The 25,692-nt window shown below is 36.9% G+C and carries 27 protein-coding genes; 15 read left to right on the forward strand and 12 right to left on the reverse strand.

The genetic code is table 11. The features are described 5' to 3' along the window. Nucleotides 1-17: 17 nt before the first annotated feature. Complete coding sequence (locus tag AC1RNS_RS10145; RefSeq protein WP_492992344.1) at nt 18-725, reverse strand: TspO-related membrane protein; 708 nt, start codon at nt 723-725, stop codon at nt 18-20. A 199-nt stretch (nt 726-924) separates the two neighbouring features. Between AC1RNS_RS10145 and AC1RNS_RS10150 the strand changes: the two genes are divergently transcribed. Together AC1RNS_RS10150 and AC1RNS_RS10155 are read left to right on the forward strand one after the other, a co-directional pair. Next, on the forward strand, nt 925-1,749 hold the full coding sequence (locus tag AC1RNS_RS10150) for a polyphosphate kinase 2 family protein (RefSeq protein WP_492992345.1): 825 nt from the start codon (nt 925-927) through the stop codon (nt 1,747-1,749). A gap of 140 nt (nt 1,750-1,889) precedes the next feature. After that, nucleotides 1,890-2,477, forward strand: a complete 588-nt coding sequence (locus AC1RNS_RS10155) for a GNAT family N-acetyltransferase (protein WP_492992347.1) — start codon at nt 1,890-1,892, stop codon at nt 2,475-2,477. A 100-nt stretch (nt 2,478-2,577) separates the two neighbouring features. Here AC1RNS_RS10155 and AC1RNS_RS10160 read toward each other — a convergent pair whose 3' ends face one another. From AC1RNS_RS10160 to AC1RNS_RS10170, 3 genes are all read right to left on the reverse strand, one after another. Next, nucleotides 2,578-3,147, reverse strand: a complete 570-nt coding sequence (locus AC1RNS_RS10160) for a beta-class carbonic anhydrase (protein ID WP_492992349.1) — start codon at nt 3,145-3,147, stop codon at nt 2,578-2,580. Nucleotides 3,148-3,325: 178 nt separating this feature from the next. Next, nucleotides 3,326-3,460 (reverse strand): hypothetical protein, encoded by a 135-nt coding sequence (locus tag AC1RNS_RS10165; RefSeq protein WP_427542539.1) that lies wholly within the window; start codon nt 3,458-3,460, stop codon nt 3,326-3,328. A 140-nt stretch (nt 3,461-3,600) separates the two neighbouring features. Beyond that, nucleotides 3,601-4,836: an aminopeptidase gene (locus tag AC1RNS_RS10170; RefSeq protein ID WP_492992351.1), complete on the reverse strand. Its 1,236-nt coding sequence runs from the start codon at nt 4,834-4,836 to the stop codon at nt 3,601-3,603. A 194-nt stretch (nt 4,837-5,030) separates the two neighbouring features. On the opposite strand from AC1RNS_RS10170, the gene motA reads away from it, so the two are divergent. Continuing rightward, nucleotides 5,031-5,834, forward strand: a complete 804-nt coding sequence (motA, locus tag AC1RNS_RS10175) for a flagellar motor stator protein MotA (protein WP_492992353.1) — start codon at nt 5,031-5,033, stop codon at nt 5,832-5,834. After that, nucleotides 5,818-6,591: a flagellar motor protein MotB gene (gene motB / locus AC1RNS_RS10180; RefSeq protein ID WP_492992354.1), complete on the forward strand. Its 774-nt coding sequence runs from the start codon at nt 5,818-5,820 to the stop codon at nt 6,589-6,591. Before motA ends, motB begins: the two co-directional genes overlap by 17 nt. Before the next feature lie 60 nt (nt 6,592-6,651). On the opposite strand, the gene AC1RNS_RS10185 is transcribed toward motB, so the two are convergent. Continuing rightward, complete coding sequence (locus AC1RNS_RS10185) at nt 6,652-6,873, reverse strand: DUF1128 domain-containing protein (RefSeq protein ID WP_492992356.1); 222 nt, start codon at nt 6,871-6,873, stop codon at nt 6,652-6,654. Nucleotides 6,874-7,196: 323 nt separating this feature from the next. On the opposite strand from AC1RNS_RS10185, the gene AC1RNS_RS10190 reads away from it, so the two are divergent. Together AC1RNS_RS10190 and AC1RNS_RS10195 are read left to right on the forward strand one after the other, a co-directional pair. Further along, nucleotides 7,197-7,523, forward strand: coding sequence for a YtxH domain-containing protein (locus AC1RNS_RS10190; protein ID WP_492992357.1), 327 nt, complete (start codon nt 7,197-7,199; stop codon nt 7,521-7,523). Nucleotides 7,524-7,546: 23 nt separating this feature from the next. Then, nucleotides 7,547-8,488 (forward strand): YihY/virulence factor BrkB family protein, encoded by a 942-nt coding sequence (locus AC1RNS_RS10195; protein ID WP_492992358.1) that lies wholly within the window; start codon nt 7,547-7,549, stop codon nt 8,486-8,488. 47 nt (nt 8,489-8,535) lie between these two features. Here AC1RNS_RS10195 and AC1RNS_RS10200 read toward each other — a convergent pair whose 3' ends face one another. Together AC1RNS_RS10200 and AC1RNS_RS10205 are read right to left on the reverse strand one after the other, a co-directional pair. After that, nucleotides 8,536-10,440 (reverse strand): heavy metal translocating P-type ATPase, encoded by a 1,905-nt coding sequence (locus tag AC1RNS_RS10200; RefSeq protein ID WP_492992359.1) that lies wholly within the window; start codon nt 10,438-10,440, stop codon nt 8,536-8,538. Between the two features lie 336 nt (nt 10,441-10,776). Next, a complete protein-coding gene (locus AC1RNS_RS10205; RefSeq protein ID WP_492992360.1) occupies nt 10,777-12,312 on the reverse strand; it encodes a fumarate hydratase in 1,536 nt (511 codons plus the stop codon). Between the two features lie 669 nt (nt 12,313-12,981). Here AC1RNS_RS10205 and AC1RNS_RS10210 point away from each other — a divergent pair. Further along, nucleotides 12,982-13,779: a YwqG family protein gene (locus AC1RNS_RS10210; protein WP_492992362.1), complete on the forward strand. Its 798-nt coding sequence runs from the start codon at nt 12,982-12,984 to the stop codon at nt 13,777-13,779. Nucleotides 13,780-13,842: 63 nt separating this feature from the next. On the opposite strand, the gene AC1RNS_RS10215 is transcribed toward AC1RNS_RS10210, so the two are convergent. Beyond that, complete coding sequence (locus tag AC1RNS_RS10215; protein WP_492992363.1) at nt 13,843-14,028, reverse strand: SE1561 family protein; 186 nt, start codon at nt 14,026-14,028, stop codon at nt 13,843-13,845. 368 nt (nt 14,029-14,396) lie between these two features. On the opposite strand from AC1RNS_RS10215, the gene AC1RNS_RS10220 reads away from it, so the two are divergent. Continuing rightward, entirely contained in the window at nt 14,397-15,578 is a 1,182-nt protein-coding gene (locus AC1RNS_RS10220; RefSeq protein WP_492992365.1) for an MFS transporter, read from the forward strand. A 283-nt stretch (nt 15,579-15,861) separates the two neighbouring features. Next, nucleotides 15,862-16,497, forward strand: coding sequence for a hypothetical protein (locus AC1RNS_RS10225; RefSeq protein WP_492992367.1), 636 nt, complete (start codon nt 15,862-15,864; stop codon nt 16,495-16,497). Nucleotides 16,498-16,823: 326 nt separating this feature from the next. On the opposite strand, the gene rlmD is transcribed toward AC1RNS_RS10225, so the two are convergent. From rlmD to AC1RNS_RS10240, 3 genes are all read right to left on the reverse strand, one after another. Then, entirely contained in the window at nt 16,824-18,200 is a 1,377-nt protein-coding gene (gene rlmD, locus AC1RNS_RS10230; protein ID WP_492992368.1) for a 23S rRNA (uracil(1939)-C(5))-methyltransferase RlmD, read from the reverse strand. Between the two features lie 44 nt (nt 18,201-18,244). Further along, on the reverse strand, nt 18,245-19,063 hold the full coding sequence (locus AC1RNS_RS10235; RefSeq protein WP_492992369.1) for a polysaccharide deacetylase family protein: 819 nt from the start codon (nt 19,061-19,063) through the stop codon (nt 18,245-18,247). A 65-nt stretch (nt 19,064-19,128) separates the two neighbouring features. Further along, nucleotides 19,129-20,025 carry a TIGR01777 family oxidoreductase gene (locus AC1RNS_RS10240; RefSeq protein WP_492992370.1) on the reverse strand — a complete coding sequence of 299 codons (897 nt, stop codon included), beginning with the start codon at nt 20,023-20,025 and terminating at the stop codon, nt 19,129-19,131. 126 nt (nt 20,026-20,151) lie between these two features. Between AC1RNS_RS10240 and recX the strand changes: the two genes are divergently transcribed. The 3 genes from recX to AC1RNS_RS10255 are packed head-to-tail and all read left to right on the forward strand — an operon-like array spanning nt 20,152 to nt 21,553. Continuing rightward, nucleotides 20,152-20,961 carry a recombination regulator RecX gene (gene recX / locus AC1RNS_RS10245; RefSeq protein WP_492992371.1) on the forward strand — a complete coding sequence of 270 codons (810 nt, stop codon included), beginning with the start codon at nt 20,152-20,154 and terminating at the stop codon, nt 20,959-20,961. Continuing rightward, complete coding sequence (locus tag AC1RNS_RS10250; RefSeq protein ID WP_492992373.1) at nt 20,954-21,283, forward strand: YfhH family protein; 330 nt, start codon at nt 20,954-20,956, stop codon at nt 21,281-21,283. The genes recX and AC1RNS_RS10250 overlap by 8 nt, the downstream gene beginning before the upstream one ends. Beyond that, nucleotides 21,284-21,553, forward strand: coding sequence for a YfhJ family protein (locus tag AC1RNS_RS10255; protein ID WP_492992375.1), 270 nt, complete (start codon nt 21,284-21,286; stop codon nt 21,551-21,553). A 35-nt stretch (nt 21,554-21,588) separates the two neighbouring features. On the opposite strand, the gene AC1RNS_RS10260 is transcribed toward AC1RNS_RS10255, so the two are convergent. Further along, nucleotides 21,589-22,575 carry a metal-dependent hydrolase gene (locus AC1RNS_RS10260; RefSeq protein ID WP_492992377.1) on the reverse strand — a complete coding sequence of 329 codons (987 nt, stop codon included), beginning with the start codon at nt 22,573-22,575 and terminating at the stop codon, nt 21,589-21,591. 201 nt (nt 22,576-22,776) lie between these two features. Between AC1RNS_RS10260 and mutY the strand changes: the two genes are divergently transcribed. From mutY to ntdP, 3 genes are all read left to right on the forward strand, one after another. Next, the gene (gene mutY / locus AC1RNS_RS10265; protein WP_492992378.1) at nt 22,777-23,811 is read left to right on the forward strand and encodes an A/G-specific adenine glycosylase; all 1,035 of its coding nucleotides are present in this window, start codon (nt 22,777-22,779) and stop codon (nt 23,809-23,811) included. 69 nt (nt 23,812-23,880) lie between these two features. Continuing rightward, nucleotides 23,881-24,057: a gamma-type small acid-soluble spore protein gene (locus tag AC1RNS_RS10270; protein ID WP_492992380.1), complete on the forward strand. Its 177-nt coding sequence runs from the start codon at nt 23,881-23,883 to the stop codon at nt 24,055-24,057. 929 nt (nt 24,058-24,986) lie between these two features. Further along, entirely contained in the window at nt 24,987-25,535 is a 549-nt protein-coding gene (ntdP, locus tag AC1RNS_RS10275; protein ID WP_283869608.1) for a nucleoside tri-diphosphate phosphatase, read from the forward strand. Nucleotides 25,536-25,692 lie beyond the last annotated feature (157 nt).

The following is a 25,692-nucleotide window of genomic DNA, read 5'->3' on the forward strand; positions in this document are numbered from 1 at the left end:
TGCTACCCCAATTATTTTTAGGGGGCAGGATTTTTTTTTATGAAAAGTATACCGACTAATAGTACACCACATAAAAATAAAGCAGCTGTTGTTACAAGTAGCTCTTCAAAACCATTATGTAACGCGATTCCAATATAAGCCCAAATAAATACAGATGGATACATAATATCGAAATGATGGAAGCGCATATGTAATGCGATGGCAACACCGATTGTTAATAAAATGACTGCCCATAGAGGGTTGCTAAGACCAAAGCCGTTCCATCCATAAGCTGTTAATGTAAAGCTTGTATCTGTCATCAAAGTAAATGTCGACCATGCATAGTAAATAGAGAAAGGGATACGTCCTGCCAACGACTTGTCGCTGTGAGGATATGTATTGTACAGCGAAAATACACAGAAGACTAAAAGTAGTGTGCTACCAAGAGAGGCGATAAATAACTCCTGATGCCACACGATTATTGTGAATATCTGCAATATACATATGCTGCTAAAAAGAACAGTCTGTTTAATTGTTGTCTTTTTAAAATTCATGACTAACCAAAAACCAAGTAACATGTAAATGGCGATCCAAATTACATGACTGACATTAAAAGGTGCAAATACAACAGGAAAACGATTAGAGATGTCTAACGAAGATTGACCATTTATTTTCATGAAAAAGGATGAAAAGGTTAGGATGACTGAGACAATATAAGTGATTGTCATCAAAAAAAATTGAGGCATATTTTCCTCTCCCTTCGTATTAAATTGTATAGGGAAAAGACAATTAAGTATAGGACTGCACTCTTTCCATTATAACGGAAATTCCCAATAATGTATCGCGTAGTTTCATTAAAATTATCTACTATTTACCATTTGTATAGGCATCTAAATGTTTCTTTAGTACAATAGGAATAATCCAAATAGAAGGAGTGAAGTTTTAATGGCTCAAAATTTAACAAATTTAGATTTATCTATTGAACTAGATAAAAAAATGTATAAAAAAAAGTTAAAAGTACTCCAATATGAAATGTTAAATGCACAACAATTTTTATTAAAAAATAAAATTGGGCTAATTTTAGTATTTGAAGGCATGGATGCAGCAGGTAAGGGAGGGGCAATCAAACGTTTAATTGAACGTGTTGATCCGCGAGGCTATGTGGTACATCCGATTTCTGCACCTCAGCCCCACGAACTGCGCTACAACTATTTACAACGATTTTGGAGAAAGCTTCCACAGCATGGACAAATCGCTATTTTTGACCGTTCATGGTATGGACGTGTTTTAGTGGAACGAATTGAAGGCTTTGCAACAAAGGATGAATGGTCTCGAGCTTATGAGGAAATGAATAACTTTGAAAAGATCTTAACTGCAGGGGATTACATAATCATTAAGTTTTGGCTTCATGTCTCAGATGAAGAGCAGCTCAAACGTTTTACTGAACGTGAGCAAAACCCTTACAAGTCTTGGAAGTTAACGGAAGAAGATTGGCGTAATCGCGATAAAACACCTAAGTATGTAGAAGCAGCAAATGATATGTTTGAGAAAACAGACAAAAAGAATGCACCATGGATTCTAGTTGCAGGGGACGATAAAAAATATGCACGTGTGCAGGTACTGCAAGAAACAATCGCACATATTGAACGAGAAGCACAGAAACGTGGGCTTCATTTAACAAATGTTTTAGACAAGGCTCAGTTAGAAGATGAGGAATCTTCAAACCTTGAAGTACTAAATGATAATTTGAAGAAGAAAAAAACAAAATAATAATTGTAAGATGCTGTGCAAACAAGACGAGCTGTTTTAGTTGTAGCAGCATCTTTTTTTACATACAATAAAGTGACTAACTTATTTTAGAGTGAAGCATGTACCAAGTAAGACAATTATCGGAAGGCTAGTGTGGAAAAATGGTGCTTAAAATTTGGAATTTATTAAGGAAAAAGGGTGGAAATGTGGTATCAATTCAAGGAGAGAAATGCTACATTCGCACATTCCAAGAAAAAGATGCACAAAGTTTAACTGGTCTCGTAAGCCGTAATAAATACTTTTGGTCTACATACGAGCCGTTACAACGACCTGAATATTATACAGTTGATGCTCAATATAAAAAAATTCAAGAAAGCCTATACTTAATGGACTCAAAAAGAGAATTTACTTTTGGGATTTACGAGCTTGGAACTAATAATTTAATTGGGCATATTGCGCTTTACGCAGTCAAACGTTTACCTTACTCAAGTGCTTTTGTTGGCTATGCGATGGATGAGATTTATATTGGGAAGGGGATTGTAACAGAGGCTGTAAAAATGGTTGTACGTTTTGCGTTTGACCAAGTAGGCTTACATCGTGTAGAGGCCTATGTGTCAACACAAAATAATGCTTCTATTCGAGTATTAGAAAAATCAGGATTTCAGCGTGAGGGATTGTTAAGGAAGCTTTTGTATATTAATGGTCAATGGGTAGATCATTACATGTATGCCTGTTTAGAGGATGAATAAAAGAAGAGTCTATCTTTCAAACAATGAAGGATAGACTCTTTTATCTGCATTGACTGTTGAACCTTTGTCTCAAAGCTTTGACAGGCTGTTAAAATAGTGTCTAGCCTTGATAATGACTTCCATCTTCGAGCAAATCAAGACGCCCTGTATTTGGATCAATAACTAATCCATGGACAGGAACATCCTTCACCATTAATGGGTGATTGCGAATAGTATCAACACTTTTCTTTACACTTGTCGCAACGTCGCCAAAGCCACGTAAAAATTCCTTTAAATCTAAACCAGAGTATTCCATCATCTTGATAGTTTCTGGGTTAATTCCACGATCCACCATTTTGCTAAGCATTGCTTCAGGATCAACTGCGCTCATACCACAGTCGTAGTGTCCAACAACGTACACCTCATCTGCTTGCAGCTCGTAAACTGCTACAAGTAAACTACGCATAATTGCACCAAAAGGATGACTTACTAATGCACCAGCACTTTTAACAATTTTTACATCACCATTACGTAAATTCATTGCTTTAGGTAATAGCTCTACAAGACGAGTATCCATACATGATAAAACAACGATGCGTTTATCAGGATACTTAGTTGTAATAAAAGGCTCATATTTTTTTTCTTGAACGAAATCTACATTAAACTTCAGAATATCTTGTAACATTGTCATGAAAGTTTGCTCCCTTCCCTACAAAAATATTTTAGAGCAAAACTTTAAATATGCAAATAATAATGACAATATTCACGCAATTTTTACGAAAAAGAAAGAAGTTTAGTAAATAATTTAGCGAATCGAAGGAAAGTTCATAAAAAAACAGCTACTAGAAAGCAGCTGTTTTTCAATAATATTAATATTTTTCTTTTGGTTTTGGATCTACAGTGACTGAAGATTTAGAATCTAAACCAACTTGTAGATAGTGGATGAAGAATGCCGTAGCAATTAATAGAACGGCTGAAAAGCCTAGGACAGTCGTTAAAAACATGATAAAAGTTCCTCCTTACTAAAAATAATCAAGTATATTATCTAAATTAATTATACAATAGGTTACTAGGAAAATCTAAGGATAATTTATGACATCAATAACATACCTTACCTAGAAAGAAATTAGTAGAAATGAATTACTTAAATTGCCCAATTACCATTGCGGAAAATAGGTTCTTTTTGCTCGTCTTTTGTAATACCATCTATATTCATTTGGTCAGAACCAATCATAAAGTCCACATGTGTTAAACTATGATTCAGTCCCTTTGTAAGTAATTCTTCAGTGGACATTTCTTTGCCACCCTCAATGCAAAAGGCATAGGCATTACCTATGGCTAAATGATTGGAGGCATTTTCATCGAATAATGTATTGTAAAATAATAGACCTGATTGAGAAATAGCGGATTCATGTGCTACTAACGCTATTTCACCAAGATAATGTGCTCCCTCATCTGTTTCGATTAGAGAGGTTAAAATTTCTTGTCCTTGCTCAGCTGCTATGTCAACAATTCGGCCATCCTTAAATGTTAGCTTGAAATTATTAATAATATTTCCACCATAGCTCAAAGGCTTAGTGCTTGTTACATAGCCGTTAACACCTGTTTTAAGCGGTGCGGTAAAAATTTCTTCAGTTGGCATATTAGCCATAAAGATTTGCCCTTGTACATTTTCGCTACTTCCACCAGTCCATATATGTTTTGAAGGTAATTCAATCATCAAATCTGTGCCTGGTGCTAAATAGTGCAACGCTTTATATTGTTTGCTAGTTAAATAATCAGCTTTGCTATGTAATTGCTGATCATGCTCTAGCCAAGCTGCAACCGGATTTTCGAGATTGATACGTGTGGCCTCAAATATTGCTTCCCATAAAGCATTCATTTGTTGATCTTCTGGCAAATTAGGAAATACCTTTGCTGCCCATTGTTCTGATGGAGCGGCAATAACTGTCCAACTGAATTTATCTGCCTGTAACCAACTATAATAATTAGCTAATGCTTTTCCAGAGGCTTTTTGGAAAGCCATAATTTTTTCATGCTCAATGCCCTTTAATAAATCAGGATTATGCGAAGTAATGCTTAAAAAGGCAGCCCCATTCTCAGCAAGCCATTCGCGCTCCTGTACCTTCCACGGTGGGAAAAAATCAAATGAGTCTTTTGGGGCTTTTTCGTAGCGAGTACGTACAAGCTCATCGTCAGACAAATCTACAAATACCTGTTTTGCACCATTTTCATAGGCTGATTTAGTAATTATTTGTGCTAGTTTTAAATTATCGGTCGAACAGCTTATATAGAGGTACTGATTTTTTTGGATATTTACTCCTACTTTCACAGCTAATTCGGCATATTTTAGTAATTTTGTGTTAAAAGATAATAACAAATTCTTAACTCCTTCCTAATAAAGACAATTTAGTGTACTATTCTTAATTCAATATAATCAAATATGGCTTTAAAGTGAATAAAAAGCATTTATTACATCGAAAAATTAGTGAAATACATTTATACTATATTATATATTTAAAAATATGGAAAAAAGACGAAAATAACATTAATAGTAGATTTGGAGGTTCTAGAATGGATATATCGTCGATTGTAGGGTTAATAATTGCGTTTATAGCGCTATTAACAGGAATGGTGCTAAAGGGAGTAAGCTTAAGTGCATTTTATAACCCAGCAGCCATTCTAATTATCATCTTCGGTACTATTTCCGCTGTAACAATTGCCTTCCCTATGAAGGAATTGAAGCGAGTACCAAAGCTATTTAAAATTCTTTTTAAAGAAACTAAATTAGCGGATGATATAGAGATTATTAGGATGTTTTCACAATGGGCAGATTTAGCTCGTCGTGAAGGATTACTAGCACTTGAAAGTAAGGCTTCAGAAATTGAAGATCCATTTTTGAAAAATGGGCTTACATTAGCGATTGATGGACAAAATGCAGACTATATCCGTGATGTTTTAACGGAAGAGGTTGAAGCAATGGAAGAACGTCATGCTAGTGGTTCTGCAATCTTTACTCAAGCAGGTACATATGCTCCGACTTTAGGGGTACTTGGTGCGGTAGTAGGTTTAATCGCCGCACTAGGAGATATGAATGATATCGAAAAATTGGGGCATGCTATTTCGGCTGCCTTCATGGCTACATTATTAGGTATTTTTACAGGTTATGTTTTATGGCACCCATTTGCAAATAAGCTTAAACGCAAATCTGCTGTAGAAGTTAAGCAAAAAAGAATGATGATTGAGGGTATTCTTTCGGTTTTAGAAGGAGAGGCTCCACGTGTTATTGAACAAAAACTTGCTTCTTATTTAACGATGGAAGAACGTCGTCAAATTTCGGGTGAAAGCGGGGCGGGTGGCCTTGGCAAAGAAAGCTAAGAAAAAAAAGCATGATGAGCATATTGATGAATCCTGGTTAGTACCATATGCAGATATTTTAACATTGCTATTAGCTGTGTTTATTATCCTATTTGCATCTAGTTCCATAGATCAAGAGAAATTGCAACGAATGTCAGCGGTTTTTAATCAAGTATTCGATGGTGGTACAAGCTTTTTAGAGCAGCCTTCGCCAGTACAAACTCCGAATGCAGAAAGTGATAAAACGCCTCAACAATCACAGCAAAATTCAGCCTATTTAAAGGATCAACAGGAGCTAGCTGAAATTAAAGAGAGTGTTGAAAATTTTATTGCTGTTCATGAGATGGAAGGGCAATTTGCAACAGAAATGACGGATGAAGGTTTGCTAGTCACAATTCGAGATAGCATTCTGTTCGATTCAGGTAAAGCAACTATTAAACCAGAATATAAACCGATTGCAAAAGAGCTTGCGGATGTATTAGTATCAGATCCAGCGCGTAATATAGTTATTACTGGTCATACTGATAATGTTCCAGCTGGACCTGCCTTCTCGTCTAACTTTGAATTATCGGGAATGCGAGCAATAAACTTCCTTAATATTTTATTGATTAGCAATTCGAAGTTAGATCCTATAAACTTCAGTTTTAAAGGCTACGGCGAAAACCGTGCTATCGCGCCAAACGATACTGCAGAAGGGCGTGCGAAAAACCGCCGAGTTGAAGTATTAATATTACCATTTGTTACTGAGGATGGTTCAGAAGCAAAAAGTACACAATAGAAAAAAAGCTATTAGTAAAGGCTTTGGTCCTTGCTAATAGCTTTTTCTCTCTAATCATTATTATTTTCGTAACGCACCTAATTCAGCAACAATGGCCTGCATCTCACTTGGGCTAAATGATTCCCGTTTCATCACCATTTCGTATAAATAAACTAAGTCTTCATAATTTGCTTCATCAAAGTTTTCCGATTTCATGGCATCAACATTTACCATTCGTAGCTTGTCTTTCATTTGGTCAACCATATAAATAACGTTCTCTTTTGACGGTACTGATAAATCCATTTTTTTGAAACCTTCCTTTCGTCATCCTCGCACATATCATTTCATTGAATAAAAAAAATGTCAACACTGTATTTGGGCATTGCTTTAAAAATAGACTGTTATTGGGTAGAATAAGGGCAGTAAGTCGTTTATTGGCTCTTTATCAAAATTTAAGGTAACCGTACAATCTGTATAAATCATTAGGAATAGAGGCGTTCAAGGCTTCTAAGAAAATACTTAGTGGGAACGAAAATAAATGCTATATAATGGTTATTAGCTTATTTATTGTTTAATGAAGGAGTTTTAGGGAATATACATTTACACAAACGCAGGGGGTTTTTATTATGGGTCAAAGTAAATTATTAATTTCTGTTGTAACAGGTGCAGTAGTTGGTGCTGCGTTAAGTATGCTTGATCGTACTACTCGCGAAAAAACAATAGCGACTACACAAAAGATGAAGGATGCGATTTCGTATTATGCGACTAATCGTGATGAGTTACAAGTTCTAGTTGAGGAAAAGGTATTGGCAGCTAAAGTACTTTGTGAAAGTGTATCAGAAAATGTCAACACGATTGCTGAAAAAGTGGATGAATTCAAAGAGCTACCTTCCACAATTCAGGAAATGATAAATGATACAAAATCGGCCTTTTCTTTACCGCATAAAGAATAGCTTGTCTGATAGGAGGGAATTGTATGGAAAAGAATAAAACGTCCATACATACAGCAATCGGTGTGGTAAAATCATTTGTTATGCCGGATGAGGATACTGTAGATGTAATGACCTCAAAAGGCTTTCTGCAAGATTTAATACTACGCTTACAACGGGTTGATGTATCAGCTCTTGCTGCCCAGTTAGCTTATTTCTTTTTACTATCTTTCTTCCCACTACTGATTTTCCTGGTTACTTTACTACCATATTTAAATTTAGAGACGACACAGGTGTATTCATTTTTAGTGAATGTCATGCCAGATGAAGTATATAGACTTATCGAGAATACATTAAACGAAATATTAAACAACCGTAATAGTAGTTTATTATCCATTGGGGTATTGGGTACGTTATGGTCTGCCTCCAAAGGCATTAATGCATTAATCAGAGCATTAAATAAGGCTTATGATACGAAGGAGAGTAGGGCTGGTATATTGGATCGAGGCTTGTCCCTTGTTTTCACTATAGCCCTTGTTTTAGTATTCGCTGTCGCACTTTTATTACCTGTATTTGGACAACAAATTGGCCATTTCTTATTTTCCATTGTTGGTATTGAGGAGCAGTTTGAAACAATATGGCATAGGTTACGCTGGTCGATGCCGCCACTATTAATTTTTCTTGTATTAATGGCAATATATAGATTTGTTCCAAATACAAGTCCACGATTGAAGTTACTCGGCGTTTGGCCAGGAGCGCTGTTTTCAACCTTTGCCTGGTTAGCTGTAACGTATGCTTTCTCGTTTTATATTAGTAATTTTGCAAATTATTCTGCTACATATGGAAGTATCGGTGGAGTTATTATCTTAATGCTATGGTTATATTTCACAGGTATTATTTTGATTTTTGGTGGAGTTCTCAATGCAACGATGCAGAAAAAGGCTTTACAAAAGGAATATCTCAAACAAAATACACTAATGGACAGCTAGAATGAAAATAGCCTCGTGGTCACTTTTTGTGATACGAGGCTATTTGTTTAAATATTTTTATTAAGCATGCGTAAGCCATTTAGAATAACTAAAATAGTACTACCCTCATGTCCAATAACACCTAATGGTAAATCGACAACTTGTAAAAAGTTTGAGGCAATTAATAATATGATTATGCCAATAGAGAAGAAGATATTTTGTTTGACGATACGTTGCATTTTACGTGATAAGCGTACAGCATAGGCAATTTTTGATAAATCATTTTTCATAAGGACGACATCTGCAGTTTCCAAAGCTACATCTGTGCCTTCTCCCATAGCGATACCTGTAGTAGCTGTTGCTAATGCTGGCGCATCATTAATCCCGTCTCCAACCATCCCTACAAATTGATGCTGCGAAAGTAGTCGTTTCATCTCAGTAACTTTTGTTTCAGGAAGGCATTCTGCAACATATTCAGTAACACCTGATTCTTTAGCAATTGCCTTGGCAGTTTTCTCGTTGTCTCCTGTTAGCATGATGACATTAATACCAAGCTCTTTAAGTAATGTGACAGCTTTCTTTGCCTCATCACGAACAGTATCCTTAAGGGCTGTTAATGCGACAATACCATCTTTATCACGAATGAAAATAACGGTTTTACCCTCTGTTGCTAATTTTGCTGCAGCACCATCTGCGAAGGAATTAGCCTCTTCTGCACCCACAAAATCGGGTTTCCCAACGAGATACTCCATATCATTTACGTAACCCTTTATACCCCAACCTGGAATATCTTTAATAGTGACCTGAGAAAAAACGGTTACTTCCTCAGCTTTAGCAAAGGAAGTAATTGCTTGTGCTAGCGGATGATTTGATTGCGATTCAATCCCTGCTAAGATAGACAATGCTGCCTCTCGATCTACTCCTTCACGAATAATAAAGTCAGTCACAATTGGTTTTCCTTGTGTTAATGTTCCTGTTTTATCGACTGCTATAGCACGTAAAACACTTAAATGCTCTAAATGTATGCCACCTTTAAATAGTATGCCGTTTTTGGCACCGTTTGAAATAGCTGCTAAAGTAGCTGGCATAATGGATGCTACAAGAGCGCATGGTGATGCAACTACTAATAGTACCATTGCACGGTAGAATGTTGTTGTCCAGTCCCAATCAAGCAAAAAGTGTGGTAAGAACATCATTAACGCAACGCTGAGTAAAACGAACTTTACGTAAGTACCCTCAAATTTTTCAATAAACTGTTGAGAAGGAGATTTTTCACTTTGAGCACTTTGTACAAGCTGAATAATTTTTTGGAACAATGTTTCTGAATTTGGCTTTGTCATTTCCATGGTAATCGCACCATTTAAGTTGACTGTACCTGCAAATACTTCATCGCCATTGCGTTTTGCCACTGGAAGGGGTTCGCCACTAATAGCTGATTCGTCAATAGAAGATTGCCCTTTAAATATGATGCCGTCCGCTGGTACACGTTCACCAGGTTTTACAAGTAGATGATCTCCAATTTGTAAAGTAGAAACGGCAACCTTCATTGGTTCAAAGCCACCACGTACAAGCCAAGCCTCCTCAGGTTGTAAATTCATTAGTGCTGATATTTCACGATTGCTTTTATTCATCGCATATGTTTCGAGAGCACCGCTTACTGCGAAGATGAATATAAGAATGGCACCTTCTGTCCAATAACCGATTGCTGCCGAACCAATTGCTGCTAATACCATTAGTAATTCAACATTTAATTTCTTATCTTCAATTGTTTCTTCAATACCTTCTTTTGCCTTTGCAAATCCGCCAACACAAAATGCAACAATATATAAAAGTACAGATGCTGTTGTTTGTCCGCTTGTATCTAAACGCCATGCTAGTAAGATAAACAAGCCTGCTATAAGGGCAGCAAGTAATTCAGCATGCTCTTTTATTTTCTCAATTATGTTTATATTTTCTCGATTAGAGTATTCCATCTTTATCCCTCCTGATAATGAAAATCAATATCAAAAACCTTATAATATAATGATTTGGTAAAGTTTTTAAATGAAAAACAATTTCATTTAACTCCTTCTTATTTTAGAATTATTATAACAAAGGTTTCTGGAAAAAGAAAGACAGAAGTTTTAAGATGGATTTTCAAGGGACAATAAAAAAGATGTGAAGTTTTAAGTAAACAAAAAGCACAGTCTATTCACTAGGAATATTCTGTGCTTTTCAAATTGGTGCAGTAAAATGACTAGCCTTTAGAGAAATACTGCATTCGATTATATGATGTTAATTTTTACAGCAGTGGATGCTTTACTTCGCTATTAGAATACTCTTTCTGCATGCATAGCTAGTTTTTCTAAAGATGATTTATCTACATCAGCATGTAAAGAGTTGCCATGAGAGTCCATTGTAACTACAGCAGTGAAATTCTCTACATTTAGGTGCCACATAGCTTCTGGTACACCAAATTCCATTAAATCAACGCCGTCTACACCTTTAATACAGTCAGCGTAGTATTGAGCTGCTCCACCGATAGCGTTTAAGTATACACCACCATGCTCTTGTAATGCAGCAAGTGTTTTTGGTCCCATACCACCCTTACCAATAACAGCACGGATACCGAATTTTTTCATGATATCACCTTGATATGGCTCTTCACGAATAGAAGTAGTTGGACCAGCAGCCTTAACTGTCCAGTTGCCTTCTTCGTCTTTAGCCATAACAGGGCCACAGTGATAAATAACCTGTCCATTTAAATCAACAGGTGCATCATGGCTCATTAAATGATGGTGAATCGCATCACGACCTGTATACATACGACCAGTAATTGATACAACATCGCCAACTTTTAGAGTACGGATTTGCTCCTCTGTAATCGGTGCAGTAAGTTCAACTACATCTGTTGTCGTATCTTCTGTCGTTGCAGCAACTTCATCTTTAAATGTAATTTTTTCGCCTTCTTGATAATGCCAATTAGTAATTTCTCCAGTTTGTGGGTCAATGTCCACAGCCATACGACGATAAGCCCAGCAGTTATAAGCTACTGATACGTAGAATGATGCAGGGATACGGTGCATAACCCCAATTTTACAGCCAAGTAATGTTGCTTCTCCACCGAAGCCCATTGTACCAATACCAAATGTGTTAGCTGTTTTTACTACATAATCTTCTAATTTAGCAAGATCTGCATTTGGATTTGTATCTTCCACATGACGGAATAATTGTTCTTTCGCTAAGTCATACCCAGAAGAGCGGTCTCCACCAATTCCTACACCGATGAAACCAGCTGAACAGCCTTGACCTTGCGCTTGATATACAGAGTGTAGGATACATTTACGGATACCATCTAAGTCACGACCAGCACGACCAAGGCCATCTAGTTCACAAGGTAGGCTGTATTGAATATTTTTGTTTTCACAGCCGCCGCCTTTAAGAATTAATTTAATCGTAATATAGTCATTTTCCCATTGTTCAAATTTAATAACAGGTAAACCTTCCCCAAGGTTATTACCACTATTTGCACCAGTTAATGAATCAACTGCATTAGGACGTAATTTTGCATCAGCTGATGTATCGTTGATTGCTTTTTTGATAGCAGCTTTAATTTCTAATTGATTAACGCCTACAGGAGTGTAGACTTTAAATGTTGGCAAACCTGTATCCTGACAGATAGGTGATACGTTATCTTCTGCCATAATAATATTATTTGCAATTGTATCTAAGCTCATTGCAGCACGCGTACCAGCATTCTCAGCATCTTTTGCTTTTTTAATAGCACGGCGCACGTCTTTCGGTAGGTTCGTAGATGTTTCAGTAATTAAATTGTATAGACTTTTCTCCAAAGTTTGTACATTCATTTTTGTATTGCCCCCCATAGAAAATTTAATTATTTCCACGTTACATTATACTCTTTTCAACTAATGAAAAAAAGAGCCCATCTTTTGGAGGTCGGAATTAAAGGATGTTCTCCCGAAAAAATGTGGGGGAGAAGGTGAAGGTGATTAAAAAGTGGAGAACCTTATCAAAAACTTGGAGGAGCTGATTAGATAAAGAGTGAAAGTGATCAAAAACCTGGAGGATCTGATAAAAAAAGGGAAAAGGTGATCAAAAACCTGGAGGATCTGATAAAAAAAGGGAGAAGGTGATCAAAAACCTGGAGAACCTGATCAAAAAGAGAGTAAAGGCGATCAAAAACCTAGAGGACCTGATCAAAAAGAGAGTGAAGGTGATCAAAAACCTAGAGGAGCTGATCAAAAAGAGAGTAAAGGTGATCAAAAACCTAGAGGAGCTGATCAAACAGAGTGTAAGGTGATCAAAAACCTAGGGGACCTGATCAAAAAAAGTTTAAAGGTGATCAAAAAACCAAAGAACCTGATCAAAAAATCTGTGCCTGTAATCAAATCCCATACGAAACGGATTATTTATATGCCATGCACTCAACCTAGTATCTTTTTCCTTTGAAAATCATTGATAAAAAGGAACGTTTGTTCTATAATTGAGATGAATCTACTTTAGGAGGGAATTATATGTCTGAAAAGAGCGTTCTTATGTTACCTGAAGCATTTGAAGTATATAGAAAAACTATAGAAGAAACATTACAGCCAGTTATAAATATTGAAACAACAATGCGAAAAACATCGTTATTTGAAAGTAAGTTTGCAGGTAATCCATATTTTCCGCTGTCGATGGAATATCCAAAAAATTCTGATGGACAGCCATTAAAATTACTAGCGCAAATTAATTTTAAAGAAGTACCTAATCATTTATCAAAATTCCCTGAAGAGGGAATCTTACAGTTTTATATTGATTCCTTTGACGATGTATTTGGATTGGACTTTGATAATGGTCAAAACCAAAAGGGCTTTCGTGTTCTTTATCATGAACGTGTCATCGATGATGCATCACAATTAATTCAAGACTTTTCTTTTATTGAAGCGCAAAAGGATGAAATGTATTTTCCTGTTGAAAAGGAGATGGCATTGTCCTTTGGGGCTGCATATGAGCCTTTATCAATAGATGATTTTAGAAGTAATGACCATTACGCAAGCATTCTAGATAATATGGAAGATGATGCTCTAGAGGATGCTTTTTACGAAGCATTATCTGGTGATGGTCATAAAATTGGCGGCTATCCATTTTTTACACAGGATGATCCAAGAGCATATGGGGATTACCAACAATCTACTGTTTTGCTACTGCAAATTGACAGTGTTGGTGATCATATAATGTGGGGCGATTGTGGTGTAGCGAATTTTTTCATCTCAGAAGGAGAGCTTCAAAAGAAGGATTTTAGTAAGGTTTTGTATAACTGGGACTGTCATTAAACGGCTAAAATCGCGAGAAATCAAACGGTGATTTCTCGCGCTAAAATTATTCTTATGCCAAGGCTATTGTTCACGAGCGTTAAATTGCTCCATTTTGTCTTCTAAATCATCCATCATTTGTATTAAACGATCAATATCCTCTAATTCAGTTGTTTCAGGATCAATTGCATCTAATACTTCTAAAAATATTTCAAGACGTTCTCTTAAGTAATTCACTTGCTGTTTTTTATCAGTAATTGGCTTCGACATTCGTACACCTCATTTCATCACCTTCATCGTAGCTGATTTAGGTCTAAATTTCAATGTTTAGGTAAACACCTAGGACTTAACGATTAATTTTAAGAAAACAATAGACAGAATATTTACAATATTGATTACCTGTGTTAAAGTTGTATTAAGAAATCGTAAAGGAGTGATTATCAAAATCTTACGAATTCTAACTCGAAAAGGAGGGAGTTTAAACAAGTTCTCGGCGAAAGTAAATGCTGAAATTCGTGTTTATACAATTAAATGAAAATAAGTATTCGTTAAGCCTTAGCGTAAAATCACATGTGGTGAGCGCTAAGGCTTTTTGGTATGCTGTTCTTTGGAAGAATGACTTGATGTTGGAGGAAAAGATGACGTACTTCTCAGATTACAGCAAAAAAAGATTTGCCATTCTAGTGTTAATTGTATCAATTTCCGGATTTTCACAAGGGATGCTATTACCACTAATTTCAATTATTTTCGAGCGGGATGGTGTATCCTCTGCATTAAATGGATTGAATGCAACAGGTTTATACATAGGAACTTTATTAATCTCCCCATTTATTGAGCAGCCTTTAAGAAAATGGGGCTATAAACCAATTATTTTAATAGGTGGGGCATTGGTGTTTATATCTCTTCTCGCATTTCCTCTATGGAAAAGTGTGACCTTTTGGTTTATTCTTCGTTTACTCATTGGGGTAGGAGATCATGCATTACACTATGCGACACAAACGTGGATTACTAGCACAGCAGATCATAAAAGCCTAGGAAAGGGTATGGCCATTTACGGCTTGTCCTTTAGTACAGGTTTTGCAGTCGGACCGTTAATGGTAAAGCTTATTCAAATTACAGAAGCATTGCCGTTTATAGTCTCCTCGATTCTGTGCTTATTGGCATGGTCATTTGTATTTTTATTGAAAAATGAAAAACCAGAGCGTTTAACGGGAGATTTACATGCAAGAGGCTGGCAGCGGTATAAAATGGCCTTTGTTTTTGGCTGGATTGCGTTTTTAGGTCCGTTTGTTTATGGGTTTTTAGAATCTTCTTTAAATGCTTTATTTCCAGTCTATGCTTTACGGAAAGGTTTTGAAGTTGGAATGATTCCAATTATTTTATCTGTCTTTACTTTCGGAGGAATTTTAACACAGGTGCCCCTTGGAGCAATAGGTGATAAAGTTGGGCGACGAAGGGTATTGATGATAGGCTCTTTTGGAGGAGCTGTTATTTTTGGAATTGCTAGCTTTTTAGAGCATTCACAAATAGCCGTAGCCATCGCATTTTTCTTTACAGGTACATTGGTAGGCTCGATGTTCTCGTTAGGGATTACATATATGGCTGATTTAACACCGAAGGAATTACTGCCTACTGGAAATCTATTGTGTGGTATTGCTCTAAGCATTGGAAGTTTAACAGGACCGTTTCTTGGCGGGGTGTATATAGAATACGTGAAGAATTATAGCTTCTTATTATTAGTAGCAATGCTATTACTTGCGGTAGCGATCGTGTTAATGCTATTTGGTGAAAATAAAAATAGGCGATCTGCGCCAATGTAGGTAATAAACAGGTAGAGGAAAATTTCAAAGAAAAAGAGCGGGGCTCATCTTCCCGCTCATAAAATAAAAAACGCCCAGCAAATCCGTGCTGTATTGGCGTTTTTTGCGTGATAAGGATGTTCCGTCCATATCACTTAGGTTTGGCACCTAGTTTGATATTATACAGATAAGGAATCATAAAATCAAATACTATTAATTATAGGTAATATTTGTACTTTAAATAGCTAACTGGATATAATAGAAGAACATTGCGCTTAGATTACAAATTATGGGGAGAATAAACATGACTGAATATAAAAAGTTATCCATTCACCGTGCATTAACAGAATTAAAGATGCTCAATCATCGTATAGAAACAGCAACAAATGAAGTTAGTACAGTTTTAGCTAATCGTAAAAGTAATAGCAAAATTAATGGTGTTGAGATTCAAGAATATGAAAAACAGATGCAATCCTCATACGATAAAGTAGTTGGTTTAATTGACTATCGCAACCGTATTAAATCATTAGTTGTAGCATCGAATGCTAGAACAAAGGTGACTGTAGGGAAAGAAGAAATGACTGTGGCAGAGGCAATAGAACGCAAACAGTCCATTCAATTTGAAAAGAAATTATTAGAAGTTATGCAGCAGCAATACCGTTCAGCAATCAATATGGTCGCTAAAGAAAATGATGCGTTGCCTGCAAAGCTTGAAACATATTTAATCAATATATTAGGTAATAAAGATAAACAATCTCCAGAAGAGGTAAAACTACATACAGAGACATTTATGAAAAGAAATGAATATGAGTTAATTGATCCGATGAATGTTAAAAAGAAAATTGAAGCATTAAATAGTAGAATTGAGGAATTTGAATCAGAGGTAGACGCTGTGCTATCGGAATCAAATGCCACAACATTTATTGAAGTACAAGCTTAATGTAATATGCATGGTCTAGCGAAAATGGAAAACGAAAAATCGCTCGCGCTTCAAGGCATGTGTGCGAGTTGAAACCTTAAACATGTCTTATTACAAAGGAACTTTAAACAATCTAAAATAAAAGCTTAAAGGTTAAAATTAAAAACACAAAGTTCACGTTTCAAAGCTTTTTAGCTCAAAGTTAAAAATTTAACGCATAAAAATCTTTTAAATCCTGGGTTTTTGGTTAAGGTGTTGATTTTTCTGGACCGTCCATCATCCACCAGGCAGCTTGAGCTGTGCATCAAAAAAAGGACGTCTTAAACTTCTGAGACGTCCTTTTTGACTTATTTTTTTAATACCAGCTTCGCCACACACTCCACCTGTGCCGTTTGTGCAAACATATCCACTGGCTGAATATACTCAACATCATAAATTTTCGATAATTCGTTTAAATCCTTCGCCAAAGTTGATGGATTGCACGATGTATAGATAAAGCGTTTCGGTTTTAGCTTCAATACAGTACGGATAAATTCAGGTGCAAGTCCTGTGCGAGGTGGATCTACTGTAATTACATCTGGCGTAAAGCCTTCCTTACGCCATTTTGCTAAGACGCTTTCTGCTGTGCCGACTGCATATTTTGTATGCTTGAAGCCGTGGTTACGTGCATTTTTGCGTGCGTCCTGAATACTTTCAGGAATAACATCCATTCCACGAACTTCTTTAGCTTTGTCTGCTAGCCATAAACCGATTGTCCCAACGCCGCAGTAAGCATCCACCACTGTTTCTTTACCTGTTAATGCAGCGGCCTTTTTAATTTCATCATATAGATGAACTGTCTGTGTTGGATTCAACTGGAAAAAGGCACGTGCAGATAAGTCAAAGGCTAATTCACCAAGCTCCTCATGGATTGTTTCCTTGCCATCAAGAACAATCGTTTCATCACCGAAAATGAGCGATGTTTTCTCACGATTAATATTTTGTGCAATGGACACAATACTTGAGTCAATTTTTTTAATACGCGAAATAAGCTCAGCTAAATGTGGAATTTCTTTACGCGTTGTAACAAGCACAACCTGCGTTTCTCCTGTATGAATTCCTGTACGCACAACAATCGTACGCACTAAACCATCAAGCGTACGACCATCGTAAATCGTAATATTTAGCTTTTGTAAAATCTTACGAGTGGCAACAGTTATTTTAGACGTAATTGGGTGCTGCACAAGGCAATCATTAATATTGAGTAGCTTGTTGCTCCCTTCAGCAAATAGGCCTGCATATACACGCTTGCCTTCTTTTCGTACTTGGAATTGACTTTTATTACGGTAATGCCATGGATTATCCATCCCAAGTGTTTTTCGCACTTCAATAGTTGAAACTAATGGTTTTGCATAACGCTCTAATGCTTGGATAACAATATCACGCTTTTCCATTAACTGTTTGTCATATGTCATATGTTGAAGCTGACAGCCGCCACATTCATTGTAAACTGGACAAGGTGCCTCCTGGCGATATTTTGAAGCTTTGCGAATCGTTAATATTTCTGCCTCGGCAAAGTTTCGCTGAGTTTTCGTTACCTGTGCTGTAATTTCTTCACCAGGTATAGCACCCTTTACGAATACGACATTGCGCTTATAAAAGCCTACACCTTCGCCATTAATGCCGAGTCTTTTTATTGTTAAAGGGAATTTTTGTCCCACTTCCATTGTTGTTTGCTGTGTCAAGCATTCCACGTCCCTGTTCGTTTAATATCATCTACCCATTATAACTAAGGAGTGGACGATTGCAAAGCGACAGGGAAATCTTCATATTCTAAAACTAAATCGTCAAGGGATAAAAATGTATACCCTTGTTTTTTCGCTTCGGCAATAAACATTGGAAGCGCTTCGGCATTATCCTGTGCCACAGTATGCATTAATATGACAGCGCCAGGGTGTAGCTGTTCCATTAAAGCATTATATGCATAATCTGCACCGCGGCGTTCATCTCTCATCCAATCCTTGAAGGCAACAGACCAAAAAATATGGCGGTAGCCTTCAGCATTTCCTACCTCTAATAATTTCGCATTAAATGTACCTTCCGGTGGACGAGCATAGGTTGTCCGTTCAATGCCTGTCAATTCACGGAGCTTATCGTCAAGTTTTTTCCATTCCGAACGCATAGTTTCTGGTGTTATTCTCGCCATATTCGGGTGTCCATAAGAATGATTGCCAATTGTATGACCATCTTTAACCATACGTTTCACTAAATCCGGGGCACTTTCTAAATAATGACCCGTTAAAAAGAAGGTTGCTGGTGCATTTTCCTTCTTCAATGTGTCCAAAATACTTTCAGTAAACCCATTTTCATATCCGTTATCAAATGTTAAATAAGCAACTTTTTTATCGGGTTTACCTTTATAAATAGCACCATATTTATCGAGTAGTTGATCAAGCTGTGCTCCTGCTTCAGCCTGTTCACCATTTTTTGCTCGTTTAAAGCCCCAATTGTGTTCATCAGAGCCAGAAGCAAAATATGGATTGAAGCTAATTGCCCCGGCAATAATAAAAGTAGCAATTACTGCTCCAACTATATGTTGTTTCCACATAAAAAACGCATCCTTTCTTTTTCATTAGAATGCGTTGTTTTTTAAAATTTATCCTACTACATTTTTTAGAGCAAATCTTGAAGTGCTTCTTTTAAATGGGGGTAATTAAATGTAAAATGTTGTTTTTCTAATACACTAGGTAAGACGTGTTGTCCTTCTAAAACAAGCACACTTTGTTCTCCAAGTGCTAAACGCATGACCATACTAGGCACAGGCATCCAATGACTTCTTCCCATTATCATAGCAATTGTTTTTCCGAAATCTTTCATACGAGCTGTATGGGGGGCAACGACATTAAAGGGACCTTTAATATTCTCATTTGTAATGGCAAAATAAATAGCACGAGCAACATCCTCCACATGAACCCATGACAGCCATTGCTTACCAGAACCGATAGGACCTCCAATATGCATTTTATAGGGTAGCAACATTGAAGGAAGTGCACCTTGTTCACGTCCTAAAATTACACCAAATCGAGCAAGCGCAACTCGTATTCCTAATTTTTCTGCGCGATTAGCCTGTCTTTCCCAATCTTGAACTGTTGTACCTAAAAAATCAGTTGCATAGTCCATGGAATTTTCAGTATAGGTTGTTATTGTAGATGTAGGATAAATCCCAACTGCACTGGCATTAATTAATACTTTTGGCTTTGAGGAAAGTTGCTCCATAATTCTCACGATTTCAAGTGTTGCATCCATACGGCTTGTATAAATGGCTTTTTTTTGTTTTTTTGTCCAACGTCCATTATTTAAAGAAATTCCTGCTAAATTAACAAATGCATCAACTGTATTTAACAACTGCTCAGGTCGTGCACCCTGCTGAAGCCATTGTACATATTGGATATCTTTTTCTAGCACAGTTTTGTTTCGAGTTAAAATAATGATTTCATGTCCATTTTCTTGTAACAGCCTAGTTAGCACTTTCCCTACAAAGCCAGTGCCACCTGCGATAACGATTTTCATAAGAGCTCCCTCCTTTAAAGTAATATAGTGAAACATATGATATTTAGTTTACCATCTAATAGCAAAATACGGTGAAAATGCAGTACTGTGAAAAATGTTATAATCGTAGATAGTGAGGTGTTTGATATGCGTATTATTACAAAAATTGCACGCCAAAAAAACAATCCAGAACGTTATAATATATACTTGAACGAGGAGTATGCCTTTCCTGTAGACGAGGCTATTCTTATTCAATTTGGTTTAACAAAGGGCAAGGTGCTGGAAGAATTTGATATTCAGGAAATTGCCTATGAGGATGAAATTCGGAAGGCTTTCAATAAAGCGTTAAATTTTTTATCCTATCAAATGCGAAGTGAGCATGAAGTTAAGAAAAAGCTTTTGACATTAGAGTTTGGAGAAGCAGTGATTTTAGAAGCCATACAAAAACTGAAATCATATGGCTTTTTAGATGATGAAACATACTCCAAGGCTTTACTCGATACGAAAAAAGCTACAATGAAAAAAGGACCTAAGGCAATTAGACAAGACCTTATAAAAAAAGGAATTGATAAGGACTTACAAGATGAAGTACTTGCTACCTTCAGTCATGGGGAACAGGTGAAACTTGCGACACAGTTGGCTGAAAAGGTTGTTCGTTCTGAGAAAAAGAAAACGCCAACACAAATCAAGGCTAAAATTCAGGATTTGCTGATGCGCAAAGGTTATTCTTTTTCAGTTGTAGATGAGGTGATGAGCCAAATTATCATCGAACAAGAGGAAGATGAGTGGCAGCAACTGCTAGATGTTCAAGGCGAAAAGGTTTGGAAAAAGTACGCGTCAAAGTATACTGGTTATGAACGAAAAATGAAGATAAAACAGGCGCTCTATCAAAAGGGCTTTCCTATTGAAGTTATAGACCGTTTTATAGAAGAAAAGGAGAATGAGGAAAATGAGTGAAAAAAACTACGCGGTCATGTCAGAGCATGAATTACGCGAAGAAATTGCGATGCTAAAGGAAAAAGCACGTAAAGCAGAACAGCTAGGAATTATTAATGAGTTTGCAGTGTATGAACGAAAAGCTTTAATGGCGGCTGCTTATTTAGTGGATTTAGATACAATCATATCTGGTGAAATGTATCGTATAGATGGCTCTGATAACGAATTTTTCCAAGTAGATTATTTAAAGGGGCGCTTTGCTTGGGGACATCGATTAGGTGGTGACAAATATCAAGAAGCCCTACCAGTTTCGATGCTATCTCCTGTAAAGGTGGGAAAATAAGTGGAAGAAAAGATTGAAAAATTGATTAGGGAGTTACTTGCAAAAAATCCACAGATGTCAGTAGGGCGTGCACGTGTTTGGGTTGAGCTTTTATGGAGTGATTTTGAATCAACTTCAGCAAGGGCAGGCTATGACTATCGTGGGGCTGACTACACGGAGAATTTGGTACGTCAATTAATTACTAGCTATGGTGACAAGCTGCATAACTTTGCAGGTCGCAATCCCAAATACGCTCATTTATTAGATGCTAGTGATGATATGATGCAATAACGAAACCCTGACCATCACTGGTCAGGGTTTACTGTTCAATTACTTGCGCCAATCTGTAATTTTTTTTGAAGTTTATCTTCAGTAAAAATCCAACCAGTATAGGAGGTAATAATCTCGTTATCATCATTTAAATGAGCAACAGCCACAAAAGGATAACGATTATCACTACGATAGCGAAGGTCAATTAACCTCACTTCCGTTAAACCATTTTCTAGCTCAGAAATTTCCCAGCGATATAACGGTGAGAATGACACGAATGCATCTAAATTACGGTCCTTCATGGCTTTTTCTATGAGAGGCGTTTTTGGTAAGGGCTTTATTTCAAATTTATCATAAATATTGACTGTTCGCCCATAGGCACGACCAACGTAATAATGTGTTTTAGATTTTGCTGCAATGCGCCAGTGAAAGAAGCGCATTGTTGGTGCTACAATAACATATTCCTCATCTTGAATAGTATGATGTACAGCCTTTTTAACGGATTTTTGGACTGCAAATCGTAATAGATAATACATGATAATGATGAGGTACATGATGCTAAATGTCCAAACAGGATTTGCACCAAAAGCCCATAATAAAATGCCAATGCAATGAAGCGAAAAAATAATAGGATCAAAGGTATTGATTACGCCTAATGCTACCCATTTTCTGGAGAATGGGCGAACGGCTTGTGTACCATATGCATTGAAAATATCAACAAAGACATGAAGGGCTACAGCTAAAAATGTCCAGAGCCATAAATGAAACACATTTGCGTCTTGAATAATGAATGATAGAACTGCTGTAATTAAGATAGGCCAGAGAGCTACTGCTGGGAGCGAATGTGTAATTCCTCGATGATGCCGAATATAAATTGCATTGTTGCGCAGCTTTAAAACAGTATCGACATCAGGTGCCTGTGAGCCAATAATCGTGCCTGCCATTACTGCAGTAAATGTCATTGAATGATTTGCTACCACGGGATCAGCTAAAGCAAGACCGCCGAGGGCTATACCCATAACGAAATGTGTACCTGAATCCAAAAATATCCACTCCTAGTATGCATGTAAATAGAGTACAATTGCATACATGTATATTTCAATAATCTGTAATTAACAAGTCAAGATATCCAATAGAAAGAATATCTTTGAAATAACGATTTTTATCGTTATAGATAAATGAGCTTTTCTTAATTGTATACCCTTTTTACCATAATTTAAATCGTAAAAACACTGGAGGTCACTGTGAATTATCCATATGTAACAGAATTTCGACAATCATTAGTCGAATGGTTTAATGTTGAGAAACGTGATTTACCTTGGAGACATACGAAGGACCCTTATAAAATTTGGGTATCTGAGGTCATGTTGCAGCAAACACGTGTCGACACTGTTATTCCTTATTACAATCGTTTTATAGAAAGTTTTCCAACATTAGAATTACTGGCGGAAGCACCACAAGAATATTTACTAAAGCATTGGGAAGGTCTAGGTTATTATTCTCGTGCCCGTAATCTACAGGCTGGAGTACGAGAGGTATTGGAGAACTATGGAGGGATAGTACCCAATAATCGACATGAGATATCAATGTTAAAAGGTGTAGGCCCATATACAGCTGGTGCTATTTTAAGTATTGCCTATGATAAGCCAGAACATGCGGTTGACGGCAATGTAATGCGTGTGTTAAGCCGTGTGCTAGATATTCATGAGGATATAGCCATCCCTAAAACAAAAAAGATTTTTGAAGCAGCCGTAGAAGGATTGATAGACCCTGGAAATGCATCATCTTTCAATCAGGGCTTAATGGAGCTGGGTGCACTAATTTGTACACCAACATCACCAAAATGTTTATTGTGTCCAGTACGTGAATATTGTATTGCCTTTAATGAAGGTGAACCAGAAAAGCTGCCTGTTAAATCAAAAAAAGTAAAGATGAAGCATATTACATATGATGTACTTGTATGTGAAGATCAAAATGGCCAAATTTTAATGGAACAGCGACCAGCAGAAGGTTTATTGGCTAATCTATGGCAATTTCCAATGATAGAGCATGGGAAAGATTCTATTGACACTTTTATAAATGAATATTCTTTAGATGTTCAATTAAAAAAGGATTTACTTACATTTAAACATGTTTTTTCACATTTAACATGGAATCTAAATAGTTATTTCATGACATGTCATTCTACTGAAAAAGGCGTTTGGCTGACTAGAGAACAAATAGAGCAAATACCTATGCCAGTGCCAATGCTTAAAATATGGAGAGAATTGGGAAAGTAAAATAAAATAATTTATAAGCATAAAAGCATTCACCTCGGTACACAATAATTATCGTGGAGGTGAATGAAAATGAAAAAGCAAAACAACGCAAATTTCCAACCAAATAAAAACATGCAACGTCAAAGTCAAGAGTTTGGTTATGAGACTGATGTGAATGAAGTGCAAAAGCAAAATGCTAAAGCAGAGCAAAAGAAAGCTCAAGCTTCAGGAAACTTCTCTAAAACAAACCAAGATCTTGGTGAATAACACTTTGTAATTGCATATTTGCATTTACCTCTAAGGAGCTGTCAAAATCGAAAAGATTATAAAAGACAGCTCCTTTATTTTATTAAAAACGTTCACTCTGCCTGGGCCAGAAGAGAAATAGCTTAGGTAGTCGAAAAATTTGCTTAGAACTGCTCAAGTAGTAGAAGGATTCGCTCGGGTCGAAGGTAGAATCGCTCAGGCAGTCGAAGGATTCGCTCGGGTTGAAAAAAGAACTGCTCGGGTAGTAGAAGGATTCGCTCGGGTCGAAGGTAAAATTGCTCGGGTAGTAGAAGGATTCGCTCGGGTCGAAGGTAGAATTGCTCGGGTAGTAGAAGGATTCGCTCGGGTTGAAGGAAGAACTGCTCAGGAAGTCAGAGAATTCGCTCGGGTTGAAGGAAGAACTGCTCAGGAAGTCAAAGAATTCGCTCGGAATGAAGGAAGAACCGCTCAGGTAGCCGAAGGATTCGCTCGGGTTGAAAGAAGAACTGCTCAGGAAGTCAGAGAATTCGCTCGGGTAGAAGGAAGAACTGCTCAGGTAGTAGAAGGATTCGCTCGGGTCGAAGGTAGAATTGCTCGGGTAGTAATTCGCTCGGGTCGAAGGTAGAATTGCTCGGGGAGTAGAAGGATTCGCTCGGGTTGAAGGAAGAACTGCTCAGGAAGTCGAAGGATTCGCTCAGATCGAGGGTAGAACCGCTCAGGCAGACAAAAATCATTTAATATTAGAAGAGAAATCACTGATTCACAATTAAAAATTCTAATTGGATAATGGGTATGATAAAATTCTCTTTAAATTTACGATTTTTTGTAAAAATTGAAAAGGACACAGGGAAATTTGTGGTTTTCTAACTACACCTTTCGCCTACACATTGCTATAATATACTAGAGACTGCTAGATTTAGGTAGCATAGACGAAAAGGTGGGCTTCAAAAATGGCAATACCGGTAGAAGGAGAAACGATACAAATACATAGTTATAAGCACAATGGCCGTATCCACCGAGTTTGGCAAGAAACAATGGTGTTAAAAGGAACAAAAAATATCATTATCGGTGCGAATGAACGGACACTTGTGACAGAATCCGATGGTCGTACTTGGCTAACGAGAGAGCCTTCTATTTGTTATTTCCATGCGGAGCACTGGTTTAACATCATCTGCATGCTGCGTGAGGACGGTGTGTATTATTATTGTAATCTAAGCTCACCATTTGTTTTCGATAATAATGCCATTAAATATATTGACTATGATTTAGACATTAAAGTGTTCCCTGACATGTCTTATTCGCTTTTAGATGAAGATGAATATGAGTTACATCGTAAGGAAATGTCTTATCCAGATGTCATTGATAAAATTCTAAAGCGCAATGTCGATAAATTAATTAGCTGGATTCAACAAAAAAGGGGACCCTTTGCACCTGATTTCATCGATGCCTGGACAAATCGCTATAAGTTTCAGCTCGATATGCAAGCAGATGATTGTTAAGAAGCACCTATTAGTTTTACTAATGGGTGTTTTTTGTCTTTCAAGAGAGTGGAAAAATAGTTAGCGAAAAAGTCATATTACATGTACTTAAAACGAAATATTGCTATAATACGTTTGGGCATTCAGTTTGGAATGTCCATTTATTTTTGCCCTGTAT

The organism is Lysinibacillus sp. GW821-FHT14F06 (assembly GCF_058803665.1).